The organism is Burkholderia pyrrocinia (assembly GCF_022809715.1).
Classification (GTDB): Bacteria; Pseudomonadota; Gammaproteobacteria; order Burkholderiales; family Burkholderiaceae; genus Burkholderia; species Burkholderia pyrrocinia_C.
The window spans coordinates 3,005,578-3,028,431 of the sequence record NZ_CP094459.1; the positions used below are offsets into that span (position 1 = coordinate 3,005,578).

19 protein-coding genes are annotated in these 22,854 nt (G+C 68.7%); 5 read left to right on the forward strand and 14 right to left on the reverse strand.

What is annotated here, in order from left to right; genetic code table 11:
* Window positions 1-55: 55 nt before the first annotated feature.
* From MRS60_RS13910 to MRS60_RS13920, 3 genes are read right to left on the reverse strand one after another with little or no spacing between them, the layout of a single operon-like run.
* Window positions 56-1,579 (reverse strand): efflux transporter outer membrane subunit, encoded by a 1,524-nt coding sequence (locus tag MRS60_RS13910; RefSeq protein ID WP_105390040.1) that lies wholly within the window; start codon window positions 1,577-1,579, stop codon window positions 56-58.
* Window positions 1,579-4,779, reverse strand: a complete 3,201-nt coding sequence (locus MRS60_RS13915) for an efflux RND transporter permease subunit (protein ID WP_105390039.1) — start codon at window positions 4,777-4,779, stop codon at window positions 1,579-1,581. The genes MRS60_RS13910 and MRS60_RS13915 overlap by 1 nt, the downstream gene beginning before the upstream one ends.
* 15 nt (window positions 4,780-4,794) lie before the next feature.
* The gene (locus MRS60_RS13920; protein WP_243564859.1) at window positions 4,795-6,072 is read right to left on the reverse strand and encodes an efflux RND transporter periplasmic adaptor subunit; all 1,278 of its coding nucleotides are present in this window, start codon (window positions 6,070-6,072) and stop codon (window positions 4,795-4,797) included.
* 398 nt (window positions 6,073-6,470) lie between these two features.
* Between MRS60_RS13920 and MRS60_RS13925 the strand changes: the two genes are divergently transcribed.
* Window positions 6,471-7,112: a TetR family transcriptional regulator gene (locus tag MRS60_RS13925; RefSeq protein ID WP_105390038.1), complete on the forward strand. Its 642-nt coding sequence runs from the start codon at window positions 6,471-6,473 to the stop codon at window positions 7,110-7,112.
* Window positions 7,113-7,217: 105 nt separating this feature from the next.
* Here the strand turns inward: MRS60_RS13925 and MRS60_RS13930 are convergent, their stop codons facing one another.
* Entirely contained in the window at window positions 7,218-7,871 is a 654-nt protein-coding gene (locus MRS60_RS13930; protein ID WP_034179414.1) for a cysteine hydrolase family protein, read from the reverse strand.
* A 152-nt stretch (window positions 7,872-8,023) separates the two neighbouring features.
* Here MRS60_RS13930 and MRS60_RS13935 point away from each other — a divergent pair, with 152 nt between their 5' ends.
* Window positions 8,024-9,037 carry a helix-turn-helix domain-containing protein gene (locus tag MRS60_RS13935; protein ID WP_243564860.1) on the forward strand — a complete coding sequence of 338 codons (1,014 nt, stop codon included), beginning with the start codon at window positions 8,024-8,026 and terminating at the stop codon, window positions 9,035-9,037.
* Between the two features lie 66 nt (window positions 9,038-9,103).
* Here the strand turns inward: MRS60_RS13935 and MRS60_RS13940 are convergent, their stop codons facing one another.
* From MRS60_RS13940 to MRS60_RS13965, 6 genes are all read right to left on the reverse strand, one after another.
* Complete coding sequence (locus MRS60_RS13940; RefSeq protein ID WP_175748924.1) at window positions 9,104-9,811, reverse strand: CoxG family protein; 708 nt, start codon at window positions 9,809-9,811, stop codon at window positions 9,104-9,106.
* Window positions 9,812-9,839: 28 nt separating this feature from the next.
* Entirely contained in the window at window positions 9,840-10,199 is a 360-nt protein-coding gene (locus MRS60_RS13945) for a DUF427 domain-containing protein (protein ID WP_034179415.1), read from the reverse strand.
* Window positions 10,200-10,335: 136 nt separating this feature from the next.
* The gene (locus tag MRS60_RS13950) at window positions 10,336-10,773 is read right to left on the reverse strand and encodes a carboxypeptidase-like regulatory domain-containing protein (protein ID WP_034178906.1); all 438 of its coding nucleotides are present in this window, start codon (window positions 10,771-10,773) and stop codon (window positions 10,336-10,338) included.
* Between the two features lie 101 nt (window positions 10,774-10,874).
* Window positions 10,875-12,359, reverse strand: a complete 1,485-nt coding sequence (locus tag MRS60_RS13955) for a DegQ family serine endoprotease (protein WP_034178907.1) — start codon at window positions 12,357-12,359, stop codon at window positions 10,875-10,877.
* Between the two features lie 112 nt (window positions 12,360-12,471).
* Window positions 12,472-13,818 carry an ATP-binding protein gene (locus tag MRS60_RS13960; protein ID WP_034178908.1) on the reverse strand — a complete coding sequence of 449 codons (1,347 nt, stop codon included), beginning with the start codon at window positions 13,816-13,818 and terminating at the stop codon, window positions 12,472-12,474.
* A 3-nt stretch (window positions 13,819-13,821) separates the two neighbouring features.
* Window positions 13,822-14,484, reverse strand: a complete 663-nt coding sequence (locus tag MRS60_RS13965) for a response regulator (protein WP_034178909.1) — start codon at window positions 14,482-14,484, stop codon at window positions 13,822-13,824.
* Between the two features lie 201 nt (window positions 14,485-14,685).
* Between MRS60_RS13965 and dacB the strand changes: the two genes are divergently transcribed.
* From dacB to MRS60_RS13980, 3 genes are all read left to right on the forward strand, one after another.
* Window positions 14,686-16,218 (forward strand): D-alanyl-D-alanine carboxypeptidase/D-alanyl-D-alanine endopeptidase, encoded by a 1,533-nt coding sequence (dacB, locus tag MRS60_RS13970; RefSeq protein WP_217589990.1) that lies wholly within the window; start codon window positions 14,686-14,688, stop codon window positions 16,216-16,218.
* Window positions 16,219-16,604: 386 nt separating this feature from the next.
* Window positions 16,605-17,519 carry a sterol desaturase family protein gene (locus MRS60_RS13975; RefSeq protein WP_034178911.1) on the forward strand — a complete coding sequence of 305 codons (915 nt, stop codon included), beginning with the start codon at window positions 16,605-16,607 and terminating at the stop codon, window positions 17,517-17,519.
* Window positions 17,520-17,613: 94 nt separating this feature from the next.
* On the forward strand, window positions 17,614-18,753 hold the full coding sequence (locus MRS60_RS13980; RefSeq protein ID WP_243564861.1) for an SGNH/GDSL hydrolase family protein: 1,140 nt from the start codon (window positions 17,614-17,616) through the stop codon (window positions 18,751-18,753).
* A gap of 130 nt (window positions 18,754-18,883) precedes the next feature.
* Here MRS60_RS13980 and MRS60_RS13985 read toward each other — a convergent pair whose 3' ends face one another.
* The 4 genes from MRS60_RS13985 to MRS60_RS14000 all read right to left on the reverse strand — a co-directional run bounded on the left by MRS60_RS13985 (window position 18,884) and on the right by MRS60_RS14000 (window position 22,633).
* Complete coding sequence (locus MRS60_RS13985; RefSeq protein ID WP_105390035.1) at window positions 18,884-19,912, reverse strand: L-threonylcarbamoyladenylate synthase; 1,029 nt, start codon at window positions 19,910-19,912, stop codon at window positions 18,884-18,886.
* Between the two features lie 11 nt (window positions 19,913-19,923).
* Window positions 19,924-21,120 carry a 5-(carboxyamino)imidazole ribonucleotide synthase gene (locus MRS60_RS13990; protein WP_034178914.1) on the reverse strand — a complete coding sequence of 399 codons (1,197 nt, stop codon included), beginning with the start codon at window positions 21,118-21,120 and terminating at the stop codon, window positions 19,924-19,926.
* A gap of 81 nt (window positions 21,121-21,201) precedes the next feature.
* On the reverse strand, window positions 21,202-21,723 hold the full coding sequence (gene purE / locus MRS60_RS13995; RefSeq protein ID WP_006413303.1) for a 5-(carboxyamino)imidazole ribonucleotide mutase: 522 nt from the start codon (window positions 21,721-21,723) through the stop codon (window positions 21,202-21,204).
* 19 nt (window positions 21,724-21,742) lie between these two features.
* Complete coding sequence (locus MRS60_RS14000) at window positions 21,743-22,633, reverse strand: phosphoribosylaminoimidazolesuccinocarboxamide synthase (RefSeq protein WP_034178915.1); 891 nt, start codon at window positions 22,631-22,633, stop codon at window positions 21,743-21,745.
* Between the last annotated feature and the right edge of the window lie 221 nt (window positions 22,634-22,854).

The window sequence follows — 22,854 nt, forward strand, 5'->3', positions numbered from 1 at the left end:
CATACCGCCGGTTCGACGGACAGGAGCGGTTGCCCGCTCCCGCGCTGCTTCGCGCTTACCCGTTGGTTGCCGCCGACGACGCAGGCGCCGGGGCGGCCGCCTTGTCGTAGTCGACCGGCTCATCCGGCGCGCGCGGCGTCTCGCCGGCCCGCTGGGTCCAGCCGCCGCCCAGTGCGCGGTACAGGTCGACCAGGTTCGTCCAGCGCGCCAGGCGCGCGCTGATGAGCGTCTGCTGCGCCGAGTACAGGTCCGTCTGCGCGGTCAGCACCGACAGGTAGCTGTCGACGCCGTTCTTGTAGCGCAGGTCCGACAGGTCGAAACGACGCTGCTGCGCGTGCTCGTTGCGCTCCAGCGCGGCGATCTGCTGGTCGTACGTGCCGCGTGCGGCCAGCCCGTCCGACACTTCGCGGAATGCCGACTGGATCGCCTTCTCGTAGTTCGCGATCTCGATGCGCTTCTGCACGTGCGCGAGATCGAGATTGGCGATGTTCGAACCGCCCTCGAAGATCGGCAGCGCAATACTCGGCGCAAACGACCACGCCGCCGTACCGGCCTTGAACAGGCCGCCGAGCGTCGGGCTCGCGGTGCCGAATGCCGCGGTCAGCGAGATCTTCGGGAAGAACGCCGCGCGTGCCGCACCGATGTTCGCGTTCGCGGCCAGCAGCGTCTGCTCGGCCTGCATCACGTCCGGACGGCGCGTCAGCAGGTCCGACGGCAACCCGGCCGGCACGTCCGTCAGCAGGTTCTGCGCGTCGAGCGGCATGCCCGGCGGCAGGTCGTCCGGCAGCGGCTCGCCGATCAGCAGCACCAGCGCGTTCAGCGCCTGCGCACGCGCACGCGCCTGCGCCTGCTGGTTCGCGAGCGCCGTCTCGACCACCGTCTGCGACTGACGCAGCTCGAGCTCGGAGCCCGTGCCGTTGTCGAACTGCAGCTTCGTCAGGTCGTACGACGCCTGAGCGGACTTCAGCGTGTTCTCCGTGACCTTCAGCAGATCGTCGGTCGACAGCAGCGTCAGGTACTGGTCAGCCACCTGCGACACCAGCGAGATTTCCGACGCCTGCCGCGCGTATGCGGTCGACAGGTACTGCGCGAGCGCCTGATCCTTCAGGCTCTGCACGCGGCCGAACAGGTCGAGCTCCCACGACGCGGAAAGCCCGACGTTGTAGGTGCGCGAGATCAGCGGCTGCCCCGTCGACGACACGCCGGCCGGGAACCGCTGGATGCTGCCCGTACCGGTGCCGTCGAGCGTCGGGAACAGGCCCGCGCGCGTGATCTGGTACTGCGCGCGCGCCGCCTCGATGTTCAGCACCGACACGCGCAGGTCGCGGTTGTTCTTCAGCGCGATCTCGATCAGCCGCTGCAGGCGCGGATCGACGAAGAATTCGCGCCAGCCGATGGCGGTCGCCGCCTGGCCGTTCGCGCTGCGCGCGCCGGCAGCGCCCGGCTGCGTCGCGTAGACGCCGCCGGCCGGGTACGCCTGCGCGACGGGTGCGTCGGGCCGCTTGTAATGCGGCGCCATCGTGCAGCCCGTGGCAAAGAGCGCGACCGCGATTGCAGTCAAAGCGTGTTTTTGCATCATCACTGTCCCTTGTTGCCTTCGTCGCCGTTGCCCGGCTTCTCTTCGTGCTTCGCGTGCTCCTGAGCCAGGCGCAATGCCTCGTCGGCATCTTCCCGTTCGCCGCTGAAGATCGCGCGGACCTTCACGAAGAACATCGGGATCAGGAAGATCGCGAGGAACGTCGCCGTGATCATCCCGCCGATCACGCCCGTGCCGATCGCGTGCTGGCTCCCCGAGCCCGCGCCGTTGCTGATCGCGAGCGGCATCACGCCGAGAATGAACGCCATCGACGTCATCAGGATCGGGCGCAGCCGCTGGCGCGCCGCTTCCAGTGCGGCCTCGACCGGCCCCATCTTCTCCGTCACCTGCAACTCGCGCGCGAACTCGACGATCAGGATCGCGTTCTTCGCCGACAAGCCCACGGTGGTCAACAGGCCGACCTGGAAGTACACATCGTTCTCGAGGCCGCGCATCGTCGCCGCGAGCAGTGCACCGATCACGCCGAGCGGCACCACCATGATCACCGAGAACGGGATCGACCAGCTTTCATACAGCGCCGCGAGACACAGGAACACGACGAGGATCGAAATCGCGTACAGGATCGGCGCCTGCGAACCGGACTGGATTTCCTGGAACGACAGGCCGGTCCACGAATAGCCGATACCGACCGGCAGCTTCTTCGCGAGCCCTTCCATCGCGGTCATCGCCTGACCGGTCGACTTGCCCGGTGCGGCCTGACCCTGGATTTCCATCGCCGAGATGCCGTTATAACGCTCGAGCTTCGGTGAACCGTACGTCCAGTGACCGGTCGCGAACGCGCTGAACGGCACCATCCCGCCCGACCCGTTGCGCACGTACCAGATGTTCATGTCCTCCGGCGTCATCCGGAACGGCGCATCGGCCTGCACGTAGACCTTCTTGATCCGGCCATCGGTGTCGAGGAAGTTGTTCACGTACTTCGACGCCCACGCGATCGAGAACGTCTGGTCGATCGCATCCGCCGTCACGCCGAGCGCATTCGCCTTCTCGCGGTCGATGTCGACCTTGTACTGCGGCGTGTCGTTCAGGCCGTTCGGGCGCACGCCCTGCAGCGTCGGATCCTTCGAGGCCATCCCGAGCAACTGGTTGCGCGCGGCCATCAGCGCATCGTGGCCGAGACCGGCATTGTCCGTCAGCTCGAAGTCGAAGCCGGCGGCCGTACCGAGTTCAGGAATCGACGGCGGGTTGAACGGGATCACGATCGCGTCCTTGTAGCCCGCATAGCGCCCGAACATCCGGCCGATCAGTGCCTGCACCTTCTGGTTCGCATGCTGACGCTGCGAGTAGTCCTTCAGGCGCACGAACACGAGACCGGAGTTCTGGCCGCGACCCGCGAAGCTGAAGCCGTTCACCGTGAACGCCGATTCGACGATTTCCTTCTCGTCCTTCAGCAGGTAGTCGGAAATGTTCGCCAGCGTCTTCGCGGTCGTTTCCTGCGTCGAACCCGACGGCGTCTGCACGATCACGAACATCAGGCCCTGGTCTTCATCGGGCAGGAACGACTTCGGCAAGCGCACGAACAGCAGGCCGACCCCGACGATCACGGCCAGGTAGATGATGAGCCAGCGGCCCGAGCGCTTGATCACGTGGTGCACGCCGACGTGGTACTTGTCGCGGCTGTTGTTGAACGTGCGGTTGAACCAGCCGAAGAAACCCTTCTTCTCTTCGTGATGCCCTTGCGGGATCGGCTTCAGGATCGTCGCGCACAGTGCCGGCGTCAGAATCAACGCGACGAGCACCGACAGCACCATCGCCGTCACGATCGTCAGCGAGAACTGACGATAGATCGCGCCGACCGAACCGCCGGAGAACGCGACCGGCACGAACACGGCCGACAGCACGAGCGCGATGCCGACGAGTGCGCCGGTGATCTGGCCCATCGCCTTGCGGGTTGCCTCCTTCGGTGACAGGCCCTCTTCCGCCATCACGCGCTCGACGTTCTCGACCACCACGATCGCATCGTCGACCAGCAGGCCGATCGCGAGCACGAGGCCGAACATCGACAGCGTGTTGATCGAGAAGCCCACCAGCGACATGACTGCGAACGTACCGAGCAGCACGACCGGCACCGCGATCGTCGGGATGATCGTCGCCCGCAGGTTCTGCAGGAACAGATACATCACGAGGAACACCAGCACGATACCTTCGAGCAGCGTCTTGACCACTTCCTCGATCGACAGCTTCACGAACGGCGTCGTGTCGTACGGATACTTCACGACGAGGCCGTGCGGGAAGAACGGTGCCAGCTCGTCGATCTTCGCGCGCACGGCCTTCGCGGTCGCGAGCGCGTTCGCGTTGGTCGCGAGCTGGATACCGAGTGCCGCGGTCGGCTGACCGTTGTACTTCGTGTCGAAGTTGTAGTTCTCGCCGCCGAGCTCAAGCTTCGCGACGTCCTTCAGGCGCACCTGCGAGCCGTCCTGGTTGACCTTCAGCAGGATGTTGCCGAACTGCTCGGGCGTCTGCAGCAGCGTCGATTCGGTGATCGTCGCCTGCAGCACGGTGCCCGGCTTCGCCGGCGTGCCGCCGATCTGGCCACCCGCGATCTGCACGTTCTGCGCGGTGATCGCCGAGCTCACGTCGACCGGCGTGAGGCCGTAGTTCGTCAGGCGGTTCGGGTCGAGCCAGATCCGCATCGCGTACTGCGAGCCGAACAGCGTGACGGTACCGACGCCGTTCAACCGGCTGATCGGATCCTTCACGTGCGACGCCACGAAGTTCGCGAGGTCGTACTTGTTCATGCTGCCGTCTTCGGAGTTGAAGGCGAGCACCAGCAGGAAGCTGCTGCTCGACTTCGTCACCGACAGGCCGAGCTGCTGCACGACCTGCGGCAGAACCGGCGTCGCGAGCGACAGCTTGTTCTGCACCTGGACCTGCGCGATGTCGGCGTTGGTGCCCGGCGCGAAGGTCAGCGTGATCGTCGCGTTGCCCGAGTCGTCACTCGTCGACGACATGTACAGGAAGTTGTCGAGACCGCTCATCTGCTGCTCGATCACCTGCGTCACCGTGTCTTCCACCGTCTTCGCGGAAGCGCCCGGGTAGTTCGCGGTGATCTGGATCGATGGCGGCGCGATCGTCGGATACTGCGAGATCGGCAGCGTGAAGATCGCCGCGACCCCGGCCAGCATCAGGATGATGGCGATCACCCACGCGAAGATCGGGCGATCGATAAAAAACTTTGCCATGAAACAGGCTCCCTGTTATTGCGCGCTCGAAGCAGCGGCAGCACTCGCCGGCGCGGCGCCCGATGCGGCGGCACCGGAAGCGGCGGCGGCGCCGGAACCGGCGCCAGCCGGTGCGGCGGTTGCGGCGGCGGCGCCCGATGCGGCATCGGCCGCCGGTGCGAGCTGCGCCGGTACCGACTTCACGGTCGCACCCGGGCGTACCTTCTCGCCGCCCTGCACGATCACGTGATCGCCCGCTTGCAGACCGCCTTCGACGATCCAGTTCTGGCCCTGCATGCCCGTCGTCTTCAGCGGACGCGGCTCGACCTTGTTGCCGGCGTTCACCACCATCGCGATCGCCTGGCCCTTCTGGTCATGCGTGACGCCGATCTGCGGCACCAGGAACGCGTTCTCGTTCACGCCCTGCTCGATCCGGGCGCGCACGAACATCCCCGGCAGCAGCACCTTGCCCGGGTTCGGGAAGACCGCACGGATCGTCACCGAGCCGGTGGCCTGGTCGACCGTCACGTCCGAGAACTGCAGCTTGCCCGGCTCCGCATAGGTCTTGCCGTCCTCGAGGATCAGCGACACCTTCGCCGCGCCCGGGCCGCTCGTCTTCAGGCGGCCGCTCTGCACGTCCTGGCGCAGCTTCAGGCCTTCGAGGCTCGACTGCGTGAGGTCGACATACACCGGGTCGAGCTGCTGCACCGTCGACATCAGCGTCGCCTGGCTCGCCTGCACGTACGCGCCCGGCGTCACTTGCGAAATGCCGACGCGGCCGGTGATCGGCGAGACCACGTCGGTGTAGCCGAGGTTGATCTGCGCGGTGTCGACCGCCGCCTTGCCGGACGCGACGTCCGCCGCGGCCTGCCCTTGCGTGGCCACCGCGTTGTCGTAGTCCTGCTTGCTGACCGCGTTCGCGGCCACCAGCACCTTGTAGCGCGCGACCAGCGCGTTCTGCGTGGCGAGGTTCGCCTGCGCCTTCGCGAGCGTCGCCTTCGCGCTGTTCAGCGCGGCGATATACGGCGCCGGATCGATCTTGTACAGACGCTGGCCGGCCTTGACGTCGGTGCCTTCGGTGAATTCACGGCGCAGCACGATGCCGTCGACCCGCGCGCGGACCTGCGCGACGAGGAACGCGCTGGTGCGGCCGGGCAGCTCGCTGAAGACCGGTACGGCTTGGGGCTGGACGGTGACGACGCCGACTTCCGGCGTTTGCGGCGGCGGTGCCGATTCTTTTTTTCCGCAGGCAGCCAGGAAAACCGCGGCTGCCGCGACAGTGATCAAGCGGTATGGAACCCGTTCGACGCGCATGGAGCGACCTCTGTGTGTAACCAATGGAATAAGTGCAGCACCCGGCGGGAGCGCAACACGGATGCGCCTCGCGGCGCAGATCGAACACCTGAATTACTGGACTGCTGGATACAGCACGTCGGCACAAAACCTCCATGCCGACGGGATGCCGCGAACTGCGGATGGTACTTGGGGCGGGAATCAGCAGAGTGGGATATTAACTGATTGCCACTTGGGTCATTCGATCGTAGGGTGGTATTGTATATACATTCACGAATGTATGTAAAAAGCCCGTTTGTATCGCGCCGACTGTCCAGTCTTACGAATTATTACCAGTCGCAAGCATAGCCAATCCGCATGACGGCAACGAGGGTTGCGGACCCTATATTCACCTACGATCGATCCAATCAGGCCTGCACATGGTCAGACGTACCAAGGAGGAGGCGCTCGAGACGCGCAATCGCATTCTCGATGCCGCCGAACACGTGTTCTTCGAGAAGGGCGTGTCGCACACGTCGCTCGCGGACATCGCCCAGCACGCCGGCGTCACGCGCGGCGCGATCTACTGGCATTTCGCGAACAAGAGCGAGCTGTTCGACGCGATGTTCGACCGCGTGTTCCTGCCGATCGACGAGCTGAAGCGGATGCCGCTCGATGCACCGGGCGGCAATCCGCTCGAGAAGATCCGCAAGATCCTGATCTGGTGCCTGCTCGGCGTGCAGCGCGACTCGCAGTTGCGGCGCGTGTTCAGCATCCTGTTCATGAAGTGCGAATACGTCGCGGACATGGAGCCGCTGCTGCAGCGCAACCGCGCGGGGATGAGCGAGGCGCTGCACACGATCGACGCCGATCTCGCGGGCGCCGTGCGGCTCAAGCTGCTGCCCGAGCGGCTCGATACGTGGCGCGCGACGCTGATGCTGCACACGCTCGTCAGCGGCTTCGTGCGCGACATGCTGATGCTGCCCGACGAGATCGACGCCGAACAGCATGCGGAAAAGCTCGTCGACGGCTGCTTCGACATGCTGCGCTACAGCCCGGCGATGCTGAAGGAAAAAGACTGACGGCACGGCGGCCGCCCGCGCGCCGTTTCATTTTCATCGATCGGCGAGCCGGGCCGCGCAACAGTCGCGGCAATGCGCTTGCCCGCCTCCGTCTCCCCGCCCGGCTCAGGCCGCCTTCGCGCGATGCGCGCGTGCCCGCCGGTTCGACGCGGCTACCGAATCGCGCTTCGGCATCGGCGCGCCGGCCAGCCCGGCGATCCACGCGTCGGTCGACATCACGGCCGCGAAATTCGACTGGAACACCACCGTGTACGCGCGGTGAATCTCTTCGGCGCTCGCCGCGCCCGCTTCGTTCTCGTACGGCAACGCACCCGTCGCATCCTCGAGATACTCGACGTTCAGTCCCGCGTGCGCCGCGTGATAGACCGTCGACGCATTGCAGTTGTGCGTCATGTAGCCGGCCACCGCGAGCGTGTCGATCCCGTGCGCGTCGAGCCATGCGGCAAGATCGGTCCCGGCGAACGAGCTCGCCTGCGCCTTCTCGATCAGGTGCGCGTACGGCCGGCCGGCGACGACTGCGTGCAGCGCGACACCGTCGGTGCCGGGCGCGAAGATCGGCGCGCCGGCCGGCGCGACGTGCTGGACGACGATCACCGGCACGCCGGCCGCATGCGCGGCGTCGATCGCGCGGCCGATGTTCGCGAGCGACACGTCGAGCGGCGGATACTCGATCGGCAGGTTGCCCGTCACGTATTCGTTCTGGACGTCGATCACGATCAGCGCGCGGCGGGAGGTGGTATGCGAGGCGGTGTTCGACATGAATGGCTCCTGGTCCTGACGCGCGGCCCCGCCCCGGAACGAGGCGGCCAGCGGCGCGATGCGATGCATTGTCGGACCGCATCGCCCGCGCGGACAGTGGCCCGATAGCCATTCTTCGATAAAATCGGGCCATCGCCATTCCGGAGCCCGTCATGACCGCCGTCGCGTCACCCACCTCGCCCGCCCCGACCGTCGTCGCCGTGATCGCATACGACGGCATCAGCCCGTTCCACCTGTCGGTGCCGTCCGTCGTGTTCGGCAAGGAGCGCGACGCGGTCGCATCGCCGGCGTTCGAGTTTCGCGTCTGCTCGGCCGAGCGCGGCCCGCTCGCGACGACGGGCGGCTTCACGATCACCGCGCCGTACGGGCTCGACGCACTCGACGACGCGGACATCGTCATCGTGCCGGCGTGGCGCGACCCGGACGAAGCGCCGCCCGACGAGCTGCTCGACGCGGTGCGCGCGGTCGCCGCACGCGGCGCGCAGCTCGTCGGGCTGTGCCTCGGCGCGTACGTGCTCGCCGCGGCCGGCCTGCTCGACGGCCGCCCGGCCACCACGCACTGGGCGTGGGCCGACGACTTCGCGCAACGCTTTCCGTGCGTGAAGCTCGATCCCGACGTGCTGTACGTGGACGACGGCAACCTGATGACGTCGGCCGGCACGGCCGCCGGGCTCGACTGCTGCCTGCACGTCGTGCGGCGGCGCTTCGGCTCGGATGCCGCGAACCGGATCGCGCGCCGCCTCGTGATCCCGCCGCACCGCCAGGGCGGGCAGGCCCAGTACGTGCCGCAGCCGGTCGCCGCGCACCCGCGCGATGCGCGGCTCGCGGGCCTGCTCGACTGGGTGCGCGCGCACCTCGACGCCGCGCACAGCGTCGATTCGCTCGCCGAACGCGTGCTGATGAGCCGGCGCACGTTCACGCGCCACTTCCGCCAGGCGACCGGCACGACCGTCACCGCGTGGCTGCAGGCCGAGCGGCTCGCGCGCGCGCAGCATCTGCTGGAAACCACCGGGCAATCGATCGACGCGATCGCGCAGGCGGCCGGCTACGGGTCGAGCGTGTCGCTGCGCCAGCATTTCGCGGGCGCGCTCGGCACGTCGCCGTCTGCGTATCGAAGGGAATTCCGCGGCGCCGGAGCCGGTGCCGATGCCGGTGCGGAGCAGTAATGCCCGCCGCGCGCGGAGGCGGGCGGGCCGTGAAGCGAAACCGGCGGGGTTCAGCGGCTCGGCCGCTCAGCCGCCGTTGATCCAGCGCGCCGCATAAAGCAGCAGCGCGACGAACACGATCATCGCCGCCCATGCCCAGACGGGCACCGTGCCCGCACCGCGATGATGAAGCACGCTGGCGGCACGCCCGGTCGGCGCGCCGCCAGCGTGCGGCGGCAGCGGACGCTTCGTCGCGGCCATCAGCGACGCCGGCCGCAGGAACACATGCTGGCGCCGCTGTGCGGCCGGGTTCGCGCGATTCGGCGCGAGGCCGTGCTTCGCCTGCACGACCGCGCAGAACTCGCGGAAGAAATCGTCGGTCCACTCGCGCAGCGCATTCTCGATCTGCCGCGCCGGCAACTCGACGAGCGGCCCGCTCGCCGTCGCCCAGACCACGTACTCGATGCTTGTGGCGTTCGCCTCGTCATCGGGCAGCAGCACCAGTTCGACCTGGCCGCGCAGCGCGCCGAGGCCGTCGGCCCGCGCCTTGAAATTGATCACGCGGCGCGGCCGCCCTTCCGCATCGCCCTGCTCGCCGGCCGCATGCGCACGCACGTCGTAGCGTGCGCGCAGCGGGCCGAGCGGCACCGTGATCGTCAGCGCGAACTCGCCGTGCGCGAGCTTCACGAACGATTCGCAATGGTCGAAGCTCGCCCGCAGCAATGCGGGATCCTCGAAGGCCTCCCGCACGACAGGCGGCGCGAGCGGGACGCGTAACGTGTCGTTCAGTTCCATGATGTCTCCCCGATGAACGCGCGCCGCATCAGGACGTCTCGACGAGACTGTCGATCCGTGCGACATCGAAGGCGACGTAGTGCGCAAGCGCGGCAGCGGCCGCCTTCGGTTCCTCGTAACTCCATGCGGCGTTCTCGATCACGCCGTCTTCCGTCTGCAAGTCGAAATGCACGGCTTCGCCCCTGAACGGGCAGGCGCTCGTCACGCCCGACTTCACGAGCCTGCGCATGTTGACGTCGCCGCGCGGCAGGTAATGGACGTCCGGCAGCCCCGCTTCCCGCACGGTCAGCACGCCGTGCGAATCGGCATACGTGATGCCGCGGTGGATCACGCGCACGCGATGGCGGTTGGGCACGATTTCAACGTGAGGGGCGGCGGCGTCTGACATCGTTTCTCCTTCGGGCGGCCCGGCAGGCAGGCCGGTGACAGGAAACGAAAAAAGCCACGGCACGAGTGCCGTGGCTTTCATTATGGGCGAAACTTCGTCCGATTGCGCAACCCGGGCGGGGGCCGCGTGCGGCGGGCTACTGCGCGCTCCACTGGAACGCGGCTTTCGCGCCGCCCTTCGCGCCGACCGTGACGGTACGGGATTCGTCGCTACCCTGGTACGACGCCTGCACCGTATAGCGCCCCGGCGGCACCTGCACGAGCATGTACGGCCCGCGCGTGTCGGTTTTCAGCACTTCGGCACCCTTGCCGTCGACGATCCGCACATGGACGTCGGCCAGGAATTCGCCGCCCTTGCCGGTGAAGCGCAGCGCCAGCGGCCACTTCGCCTCGTTGCGCTGGAACGCCGTCGATTCGTCCAGCCCGATGCCGCCGGACACGAAGGTGACGTCGCCCTGCTGGCGCGCGGCGGGCAAGCCGTCCGACTGCGCGTACGCGCCGGTCGCGCCGGCTGCGAGGCCGGCGGCCAACGCCGCGGCGACGGCAAATCGGGACACGTTGCGTAGATATTGCATGGCTCTCTCCTTTGGGTCGGAACACATACGGGGCGCCACGCCACGGGGTCGGACGACGGCGCCCGCCGCGGCCGGCCTGGCCGGCCGTCGGCCGTCGCCGGTCAGCTCAGGTCGACCGGCACGAAGATCTGTGCATTATCGCGCTGGATCAGCAGAGCAAGACTGTTGCCCGCGCCCTTCACCGCGTCGCGCAACTGCTCGGGGCTCGTGACCGGGCGGCCGTTGACCGCGAGGATCACGTCGCCGGGCTGGATGCCCGCGTTGGCGGCCGGCCCGCCGGCCTGCTGCACGATCAGCCCGTGCGACAGGTTGCTGGCGCTGCGCTCCTGCGGCGACAGCGGACGCACAGCGACGCCCAGGCGGCCCTGCTCGACCGGCCCGCCGTCGTTCGACGCGAGTTTCGCATCGGCCATCGCGCCGAGCGTCACGCTGATCGACTTCTTCGACTTGTCGCGCCAGATCTGCAGGTCGGCCTTCGTACCCGGCTTCAGGTTCGCGATCTGCGCGGGCAGCGACGTCGAATCGGCGACCGGCGAACCGTTGACCGACAGGATCACGTCGCCCGGCTGCAGGCCCGCCTTCGCGGCCGGGCCGTTCGAATCGACGGAGCTGACGAGCGCGCCGTCCGGCTTCTGCAGCCCGAACGAACTCGCGAGCGTCTGGTTCAGCCCCTGCACGGCGACGCCGAGGCGGCCGCGGCTCACGTGACCCGTCTTCACGAGTTCGTCCTTCACCTTGATCGCCTCGTTGATCGGGATCGCGAACGACAGGCCCTGGAAGCCGCCCGTCTGCGAGTAGATCATCGAGTTGATGCCGATCACCTCGCCCTGCAGGTTGAACAGCGGGCCGCCCGAGTTGCCGGGGTTCACCGGCACGTCGGTCTGGATGAACGGCGTGTAGTTCTCGTCCGGCAGCGCGCGCGACTTCGCGCTGATGATGCCCGACGTGACCGTGTTGTCGAAGCCGTACGGCGAACCGATCGCGACGACCCACTGGCCGACCTTGCTCTGCGCCGGATCGCCGATCTTCACGGTCGGCAGCCCGCTCGCGTCGATCTTCAGCACCGCGACGTCGGACTGCTTGTCCGAGCCGACGACCTTCGCCTTGTATTCGCGCTTGTCGGTCAGCCTGACCGTGACGACGTTCGCGCCGTCGATCACGTGCGCATTGGTGAGGATGTACCCGTCGGAGCTGATGACGAACCCGGAACCGAGGCTCGCGCTCGGCTGGTCGTCCGGCTGCGCGTCGCCGCCCATGCCCGGCACCTGGCCGTAGAAGTGCTTGAAGAACTGGTAGAACGGGTCGCTCGGATCGATCGGCAGCTGCGGCTGCGGCACGCGCCGCGCCACCTGCTTCACGACGTGCTTCGCGCTGATGTTCACGACCGCCGGGCCGTAGGTCTCGACGAGCCCGGAGAAATCGGGGATGCCGGTCTTCGCGGCCGCCTCGGCCGGCATCAGCGCGGCCGCCTGCGCGGGCGTGATGATCTGCGGATCGGCGCGGCGGGTGCCGGCAACGTAACCGGCCGACAGGGCGGCCGCCACGGCGACTGCGACGGCGCCGCGCGCAAGGAATCGGGTGTTCATCGTAGGACCTCCTCTTTGTTAGGACGCAGCGTAACGACCCTGACTTAAAGGAGGCTTAATCAGCCTTAAGCGGCGCTTAAGCGGGCCGGCAAGGCCCGTCCGACCGCGTTCTTCACACGGATTCGGACTGCGGCGGCGCCTCGGCCGGCATCTCGGCGTCGCGGAACACGACGCTGACGAGCAGGCCGCCTGCGGCCGCGTCGCCGAGCGACACCGTCGCGCCCTGCTGCGCCGCCACGCGCTTGACGATCGCGAGCCCGAGCCCGCTGCCCGACAAGTCGGCACGCGCCCGCGCGGAGCTGTCGCGGTAGAAGCGGTCGAACACCCGCTCGCGCTCGTCGGCCGGGATGCCGGGCCCGCTGTCGCCGATCTGCACGCATGCGCGGCCGGCCGCGTCGGAGGTCAGCGACACGTCGATGCGGCCGCCGTCCGGCGTGTACTTCACCGCGTTGTCGAGCAGGTTGCCGAACATCACGCGCAGCGCGCCGACATCCGCGACGACGCTCGCCGCGCGCGTCTCCTCGAAGCCGAGATCGATGTCGCGCCGCTGCGCGAGCGGCGCATGCGCGGCCACGCATTCGGCCAGCAGCGCCTGCAGGTCGACCGGCTCGCGCATCGTCGCACCGTCCGGCTCGGCGCGGGCAAGCGCGAGCAACTGCTCCGCGAGGCGCGTCGCGCGCGTGACGCCGTCCTGGAGATCCGCGACCGCCTCGCGGCGCGACGCGTCGTCCTTCGCGCGGGCGACGAGCTGCGCCTGGATCTGCACGGCCGCGAGCGGCGTGCGCAGTTCGTGCGCGGCGTCGGCCACGAACGCCTTCTGCGTGTCGAGCGCGGCCGACAGCCGCGCGAGCAGCCCGTTCAGCGCGCGCACGAGCGGCTGCACCTCGAGCGGCAGGCGCTCGTCGGGCAGCGGATCGAGCGCTTCCGGCCGGCGCGCCTCGACCGCGCGCGTCACGCGGCCGAGCGGCGCCAGCCCGCGCCCGACGATCACCCACACGGCCGCGCCGAGGAACGGCAGCAGCACGATCAGCGGCCACAGCGTGCGCAGCGCGACGTTCGCCGCGAGCCGGTTGCGCACCGACAGCGGCTGCGCGAGCTGCACGACGTTGTCGCCGACGATCGCGCCGTACACGCGCCATTCGCCGCGATCGGTGCGCTCGGTCGAGAAGCCGAGCTCCGCGCGCGGCGCGATCGGCGCGCGCGGATGCGAGAAGTACATCAGCACGCCGTTGCGGTTCCAGATCTGGATCACGATGCCTTCGTCGCCGTTGGTCCGCGAGCCGAACACCTGCGAGAACGGCTCGGACGGCAGCGCCGCGGCGATTTCCTGCAGCTGGTAGTCGAACAGCTCGTTCGCCTCGGCGAGCGCCTGCCGGTAGATCAGCCAGCCTGCGAGGCCGACGCCGGCGACGACGATCGCGAGCAGCCAGATCAGCAATTGATGACGAATCGACCTCACGCGTCAGCTTTCCTTGACGACCATGTAGCCGAGCCCGCGCACGTTGCGGATCAGGTCCGAGCCGAGCTTCTTGCGCAGTGCGTGGATGTAGACCTCGACCGTGTTGCTGCCGATCTCCTCGCCCCAGCCGTACATCTTTTCCTCGAGCTGGCTCTTCGACAGCACCGCGCCGGGCCGCGCGAGCAGCGCCTCGAGCAACGCGAACTCGCGCGCGGACAGTGCGACGGGCGCGCCGTCGAGCGTGACCTGGTGCGAAGCGGGATCGAGCGTCAGCGCGCCGTGGCGGATCAGCGACTCGCTGCGCCCGGCCTGGCGGCGGATCAGCGCGCGCATCCGCGCACCGAGTTCGTCGAGGTCGAACGGCTTGACGAGGTAATCGTCGGCGCCCGCGTCGAGCCCCTTCACGCGATCGGCGATGGCGTCGCGCGCGGTGACGATCAGCACGGGCAGCGACAACCCGCGTGCGCGCAGCGTGCGCAGCACGTCGGTGCCGTCGCGCTTCGGCAGGCCGAGGTCGAGCAGCAGCAGGTCGTACGTCTCGCCGCCGAGCGCCGTGAGCGCCGCGTCGCCGTCCTGCACCCAGTCGACCGCAAAGCCGTCCGAGCGCAGCGCCTTGCGCACGCCCTCGGCAATCATTCGGTCGTCTTCGACAAGCAGAATCCGCATCGGGACAGGCATCCATGGGTCGGGTGAAACACGCCGATCATTGTAGCGCCGCGAATCGCGTGCGCGGCATGCGCGCCGCAAAGTGATGCCTCAATGCGGCACGACACGCGATTTCGGCGGGCATTTGCCCACTTGTCTCTACAATGTGCGCTTGCGCGCGACGCACGCGCCGCCCGAGCCCCTGCTTACCCGTATTCGTCCATGCCGATTTCCGCCCTTTCCGCCCGGTTCGCCCCCCGCGCTCAAGCCTGCCTGCGCGCAGCCGCCGTCATCGCCACCTGCACCGCGCTGGCCTTCGCGCCGCCCGCGCAAGCCCGCAAGAAATTCCACAAGGAAGCGCGCAAGACCGCCGTCGTGTCGCCCGCCGCGCGTGCGGCCGGCCTGCCGGCATCCGTGCTCGTCGCGCTGCAGCGCGCGAAGGTGCCGGCGTCGGCGATGAGCGTAGTCGTCGAACGCGTCGGCGACCCGGAACCGCTGATCGCGTGGAATGCGAGCCGGCCGATGCTGCCGGCGTCGACGATGAAGCTCGTCACGACCTTCTCGGGCCTGTCGATCCTCGGCCCCGACTTCCGCTGGCGCACGACCGCCTATACGGACGGCACGGTCGACCCCGACGGCACGCTGCAGGGCAACCTGTACATCAAGGGCACCGGCGATCCGAAGCTCGTGCCCGAAGAACTGATCGACCTCGTCGACAAGATCCGCAAGGCCGGCATCAAGCGCGTGGCCGGCGGCCTCGTGCTCGACAAGAGCTATTTCGCGGCATCGACGCGCGACCTGCCGTCGTTCGACGACGACGTGAGCGCGCCGTACAACGTCGGCCCCGATCCGCTGCTGTACGCGTTCAAGGCCGTGTCGTTCACGGTCACGCCGGGCGACGACGGCAAGGTGGCCGTCGACGTGCTGCCGCCGCTCGCGGACCTGTCGATCGACAACCAGCTGGTCGAAGGCACGGGCTCGTGCAGCGCGGCCGCCGCGGCCGCGCGCCCGACGCTGACGGCCGGCGCCGGGATGATGACGGCGTCGTTCGCCGGCGACTATCCGCTGCGCTGCGGCGCGCGCACCACCAACCTCGCGATCCTCGATCACACGACGTTCTTCGCGCGCGGCTTCCTCGCGCTGTGGCGGCAGGACGGCGGCACGATCGCGGGGCCCGTGAGCGAAGGCAAGGTGCCGACCACCGCGCGGCCGGTCGCCGTGCATCACAGCCCGGTGCTCGGCAGCATCGTCTACGACATCAACAAGTTCAGCAACAACGTGATGGCGCGCAACCTGTTCCTGACGATCGGCGCGGTCAGCGGCAAGCCGCCCGCGACGCCCGAGCAGTCGAGCCGCGCGATCCAGGCGTTCCTGCAGAAGAACGGCATCGCGATGCCGGACCTCGCGCTCGAAAACGGCTCGGGGCTGTCGCGCGAAGAGCACGTGAGCGCGCTGTCGCTCGCCGCGCTGCTGCAGGCAGCGAACGCGAGCCCGGTCGCGCAGGCGTTCGTCGATTCGCTGCCGATCGCCGGCATCGACGGCACGATGAAGAACCGCCTCACCAACGCCGGCGTGCTCGGCAACGCGCACATCAAGACCGGCACGCTGCGCGACGTGCGCGCGATCGCCGGCTACGTCGCCGGCGCCGACGGCCAGAGCTACGTCGTCGTCAGCTTCATCAACAACGACCAGGCGGAAGGCGCGCGCGCCGCGCACGACACGCTGCTCGAATGGATCTACGCGGGCGCGCACTGACGGCTCGCGCGCCGCGACGCGGCGCATCCCCGCCCCTCGGTCGACGCACGACGGCCACGAGGCGGCACCGCGCATCGGGCAGCCTTGGCGGGCAGCCCGTGCGGCCCGCCGCCGCCTCGCATACGGAGTCCCGCCGTTCGCGGTTTGAAACGGCCACCGCCACCGATGCGCGACGCATCGCACGCCAGCCGTGCCCGTAAAACGGGGCCGCACCGCCCGGCCTCGCGCCGCGCGGTTTCCGTAGAAACCCTGTCCTCAGAGGGAACCCTCTACGCTGCCCCCTCGCCTAGCGCGTGGCGATTGCGTAGGCTGTTGGCCTGACCGATATCTACAACGGGCCACGCGCCCGGCCTCACGGCTTGCAGGGGAAAGGAGGAGACACGCCCATGCGATTCGACGTCGAATTGCTTCTGCTCGCGCTGGCGCCCGTCTTCCTGCTCTGCATCGCGTGGGAAGCCTGGCACCTCGCCCGCACACGTGCGCAGGACCATGTCTATGCGTGGCGCGACACGCTGTGCAATGCGGCGCTCGCGCTGATGCACCAGGGCGCGGACAAGATCGCGTGGCTCTTCGTGATCCCCGTCTATGCGTACTGCTACCGGCACTATCGCCTGTTCACGTGGCACGACGGCTGGCTGTCGTTCGCGGTGCTGTTCGTCGCGCAGGACTTCCTCTACTACGTGTTCCATCGCGCGAGCCATCGCGTGCGCTGGCTGTGGGCCGCGCACGTCGTGCACCACTCGTCCGAGCGGATGAATTTCTCGACCGCGTTCCGCCAGAGCCTGATGTACCCCGTCGCGGGCATGTGGGTGTTCTGGCTGCCGCTCGCGTTCGCCGGCTTTCCGCCGCAACAGGTCGTCGGCATCGTGCTGATCAACCTCGCGTTCCAGTTCTTCGTGCACACGCAGGCGATCGGCAAGCTCGGCTGGCTCGAGTACGTGTTCAACACGCCGTCGATCCACCGTGCGCACCATGCGCGCAACCCGCGCTACATCGACCGCAATTACGCAGGCGTCCTGGTGATCTGGGATCGACTGTTCGGCAGCTATGTCGAGGAAACGCCGGACGACCCGCCGCAGTATGGGATCGTCGAGCGGCTCGGCTCGAACAACCCGCTCGTCGCGACGTTTCACGAGTGGGTGTCGATGGCGGCCGACGCGTTGCGCGTCGACGGATGGCGCAACAAGCTGCGCGCGATTTTCGGCCCGCCCGAATGGGCGAGCGCTTATCATGCGCAGGTTGTCGAGGCCGCGAACCAGGACCCGCGCACCGTGCCGCTTGCGGCTGCGCGCGACCAATAACCGTTTCAGCCAACGGCCGCCGCGCAGCCCGGTTCCGAGCAGGCACGCGGCAGATGAGAAACACATCAGGCCATATCTACGAGGAGATCGAACGATGCAGTCACAACAACAATTCCCGTCGCATATCCGGCAACGCCTGCTGCGCACCGCGCAGGTCGCGATCGCGGGCGCCGCGCTCGCGCTGCTCGCCGCGTGCGGCGGCGGTGACGACAACAACAGCAGCAGCGCGTCGAACACGCCGCCTTCCGGCGTGAAGATGCAGATCGTGTCGTTCGGCGACAGCCTGTCCGACGCCGGCACCTATTCGCAGATCAAGCTCGGCTTCGGCGGCGGCCGCTTCACGACCAACCCCGGCCAGGTGTGGACGCAGAACGTCGCGCAGTACTACGGCGACACGCTGCAGCCCGCGAACCAGGGCGGCTTCGGCATTCCGCTGCAGGCCACCGGCGGCCTCGGCTACGCGCAGGGCGGCTCGCGCGTGACGCTGCAGCCGGGCATCGGCCATGCTGACGCGAGCGTGCCGAACGCCGACTTCGCGCAAGCGACCACGACGCCGATCGCCGACCAGGTCAAGCAGTACCTGACGCAGCACGGCAGCTTCAACGCAGGCCAGATCGTGCTGGTCAACGGCGGCGCGAACGACATCTTCTACCAGGCGCAGGTCGCGCAGGCGCAAGGCAACACGCCGGCCGCGCAACTCGCAGCAGCGCAGGCGATCGGCCTGGCCGCGCAGCAGCTCGGCGGGATCGTCCAGCAGATCGTCGCGGCAGGCGCAACGCACGTGTTCGTGTCGAACGTGCCGGACATCGGCGGCACGCCGCTCGCGCTGCAGGGCGGCACGCAGGCCGCGTTCACGCAACTGTCGGGGCTGTTCAACAAGACGCTCGCCGGCACGCTGGCCGCGCTGAAGGTCGACACGACGAAGGTCGCGCTGCTCGACACGTTCACGTGGCAGGACGGCATCGCGGCCAACTACCAGGCGAACGGCTTCAACGTGTCGAACACCGACACCGCGTGCAACCTGAAGGCGATGGTCCAGGCCGCGACGCAGTTCGGCGTCGCGAACGCGACCGCATTCGGCTCGTCGCTGTTCTGCTCGCCGCAGACCTACACGGTCCCGAACGCGGACCAGACCTACATGTTCGCCGACACGGTCCACCCGACGACGCGCCTGCACGCGCTGTTCGCGCAGTTCGTGGAAAAGCAGATCGCGGCTTCGGGCGTCGGCAAGTAAGCGGCATATAAACGGACCGCCGCCGGCCGGCACGCGCAACGCGCGGCCGGCGCGATCTCCCCAAAAAAAACGCCCGACCGGTTCGCCGGTCGGGCGTTTGTCATTCATGGGCCGAGGCTTGCGCCGGTCGTCAGTCGCGCGCTTCGAACGCGGCCGCGGCACGGCCGAGACGATCGTTGACGGCAATCCATTCGACGGTGTCGGGCAGCTTCTCGACGAGAATGCGCGCGACCTGCGCGCGGTCGAGCGCACGCAACATCCCGTACAGGTCGCGCGCGTAGGCCTGCGGATCTTCCGGCGCGGCGATGAAATGCACGCCGTCGGCCTGCGCCCAGCGCCCCGCGCGCGACGCGCGCGCGACGAGCGCGACGCGCTCGCCGTCGGTTTGCGCGGCCGCGAGCAGCGGCTCGAGCGCATCGAACGGCAGCAGCGCGAGCGGCGTGCGCGGCGCGTAATGGGCCTTCAGCGTGCCCGACGCGCGCGGCGCGGTCGCGTCGCTGCCGTCCGGCAGCCGCGGCGCGCGGCCGAGCACGTCGGCGATCTGCTGCGGCGTCACGTGGCCCGGGCGCAGCAGCGCCGGGAAGCCGCGCGACAGATCGAGGATCGTCGATTCGATGCCGACTTCGGACGCGCCGCCGTCGAGCACATGCACGGTGTCGCCGAATTCGTCGCGTACGTGCTGCGCGGTCGTCGGGCTCACATGGCCGAACCGGTTCGCGGACGGCGCGGCCACGCCGCCGTGGCCGCCGCGCCGCGCGCTGAACGCGGCCAGCAGCGCCTGCGCGACCGGATGCGACGGGCAGCGCAGCCCGACCGAATCCTGGCCGCCGCTCACGGCGTCCGGAATGCGCGCATGGCGCTTCAGGATCAGCGTCAGCGGGCCGGGCCAGAACGCATCGATCAGCTTCCGCGCATCGGCCGGCAGGTCGTCGGCCCAGTAACCCGGATCGCCGCCGGGCGGCAGGTGCACGATCACCGGATGGTTCGCCGGCCGCCCTTTCGCCGCATAGATGCGCGCGACGGCTTCGGGATTCGCCGCGTCGCCGCCGAGCCCGTAGACGGTTTCGGTCGGGAACGCGACGAGTTGCCCCGCGTCGAGCAGCGCGGCGGCCGCGTCGATCTGCGCGGGCGTCACGGAGTTCGGGAGATCGATGGACATCGGCTGGCGCCTCAGTCGAGCGGCACGCGCAGCAGCTGCGCGCACGCGGTAGCCGCGGCAACGGCTTCGTCGCGCGTCGGGGCCGTGAAGTTCACGTGCCCCATCTTGCGACCAACGCGCGCGTCTTCCTTGCCGTACAGGTGCAGGTGCGCAGCCGGCATCGCCGCGACCGTGTCCCACGGCGGCGTGACGGCATCGGCCGCGGCACCGTTCGGGAACCACACGTCGCCAAGGATGTTCAGCATCGCGGCCGGCGAATGCTGGCGCGGGTTGCCGAGCGGCATGCGCGTCATCGCGCGCACCTGCTGCTCGAACTGGCTCGTTGCACACGCATCGACCGTGTAGTGGCCGGAGTTGTGCGGGCGCGGCGCCATCTCGTTCGCGACGAACGAACCGTCTTCCAGCACGAAGAACTCGACGCACAGCACGCCGACGTAGCCGAGCGTATCGGCGATCCGCACGGCCGCCTGCTGCGCCTCTTCGACGCGCGCGGCATCGGCGGCCGGCGCGGGCACCACCGTCAGCGCGAGGATGCCGTTGTGGTGCGCGTTCTGCGCGAGCGGGAACGCGGCCGAGCGGCCGTCCGCGCCGCGCGCGATCAGCGCCGACACTTCGTATTTCAGCGGCAGGCGCTTCTCGAGCACGCACGGCACGCCGCCGAGCGCCGCATGGGCGTCGCGCGCTTCCTGCGCGGTACGCACGCGCACCTGGCCCTTGCCGTCGTAGCCGAGGCGTGCCGTCTTCAGGATGCCCGGCAGCACCGCGTCGAGCACGGCATCGTCGAGCGCGGCGAGCGCCGCCGACGATTCGATCACGACGTGCGGCGCGACCGGTACGCCAGACGCCTCGATGAAGCGCTTCTCCGCGATCCGGTCCTGCGCGACCGCGACGCAGCGGCCGGCCGGCGCGACAAAGGTCGTGCGCGCGAGGAAATCGAGGCTCGCGGCCGGCACGTTCTCGAACTCCGTCGACACCGCGTCGCACAGGTCGGCCAGCTCGGCGAGCGCGGCTTCGTCGTCGTAGGCCGCGCGCAGGTGGCGGTCGGCGACCGCGCCGGCGGGGCTCGTCGGATCGGGATCGAGCACGGCGACGCGATAGCCCATCGCCTGGGCGGCAAAGCAGAACATGCGGCCGAGCTGGCCACCGCCGACCATGCCCAGCCACGCGCCGGGCAGGATCGGGGAAACGGAATCAGGAGTTGCGGTCATGTCAGTGGTCGGTCGCGGCGGGCGCTGCCCGCCGCAGTGGGGAGAGTCAGGCAACCGCGACGCGCGGCCGCCGGCGCGCCGTCATTCCAGCGGCGGCAGCACCATCGCGTGCGCGGCTTCGTTCTGGCGCACGCGGAACGCGGCGAGCCGGTTCGCGTAGTCGACCGACGTGCCGGACAGGATCGACACCGCGAACAGCGCGGCATTCGCGGCGCCGGCCTCGCCGATCGCGAACGTCGCGACGGGCACGCCCTTCGGCATCTGCACGATCGAGTGCAGCGAATCGACACCCTTCAGATACTTGCTCGCGACCGGCACGCCGAGCACCGGCACCGTGGTTTTCGCGGCCAGCATGCCGGGCAGGTGCGCGGCGCCGCCGGCGCCCGCGATGATCGCGCGCAGCCCGCGCTCGCGCGCCTTCTCCGCATAGTCGAACATCTCGTCGGGCATCCGGTGCGCGGACACCACCTTCGCTTCGTACGGCACGCCGAATTCCTGCAGGATCGCTACCGCGTGCTTCATCACGTCCCAGTCGGAACTCGAACCCATCAGCACGCCGACGAGCGGCGCGCTGTGCGTGTGGGCAGTCTGGACTTCGCTCATTTCGTCATTTCCTTGCTGCTCAGGCGAGCGACTGGCCGGTGATGCGCTCGAGCGCTTCCTGGTACTTCGCGGCCGTTTTCTCGACGACGTCGGCCGGCAGCGCCGGCGCCGGCGCCGTCTTGCCCCACGGCTGCGCCTCGAGCCAGTCGCGCACGAACTGCTTGTCGAACGACGGCGGGTTCGTGCCGACCTGGTACTGGTCGGCCGGCCAGAAGCGCGACGAATCTGCCGTCAGCACTTCGTCCATCAGGTACAGCTTGCCGTGGTTGTCGAGGCCGAATTCGAACTTCGTATCGGCGATGATGATGCCGCGCGTCGCCGCGTAGTCGGCCGCTTCCTTGTACAGGCGGATCGAGATGTCGCGGATCGTCGCGGCCAGCTCGGTGCCGATGCGGCGCTCGGTTTCCTCGAACGTGATGTTCTCGTCGTGCTCGCCCATCTCGGCCTTCGCGGCCGGCGTGAAGATCGGCTCGGGCAGCTTCTGCGCGTTCTGCAGGCCTTCCGGCAGCTGCACGCCGCACACGGCGCCCGACGCCTGGTATTCCTTCCAGCCGCTGCCGGCCAGGTAGCCGCGCACGACCGCTTCGATCATGATCGGCTCGAGGCGCTTGACGACCACGCCGCGGCCCGTCACCTGCTCGACCTCGTCGGCCGCGACGACCGCTTCCGGCGCGTCGCCCGTCAGGTGGTTCGGCACGATGTGCGCGAGCTTGTCGAACCAGAAGTTCGCCATCTGGTTCAGCACGCGGCCCTTGTTCGGAATCGGCTCGCCCATCACCACGTCGAATGCCGACAGGCGGTCGGTCGTGACGATCAGGAGCTTGTCGTTGCCGACCGCGTAGTTATCGCGGACCTTGCCGCGACCGAGGAGCGGCAGCGAGCGGAGCGTGGATTCGTAAAGGGTAGACATCGTCTTTTCGCAGATAAGGAGCCAAACAAAAAGGGAAACGCCGTTCCCCGCGGCAGGCGGGAACGGCGGTCTTGCAATACGTCGGCGAACCGGCCGGGCGGTGCCCGGGCGGTTGCCGGCCGGCCCTCGTTCGGCCGGACGGAACGGCTGCCTGGGGCCGGATCACATCCGGCCTGGCTGCCCGCCCCTGCCTTGCGGAAGAATCGGGCGGGGCAATCGTA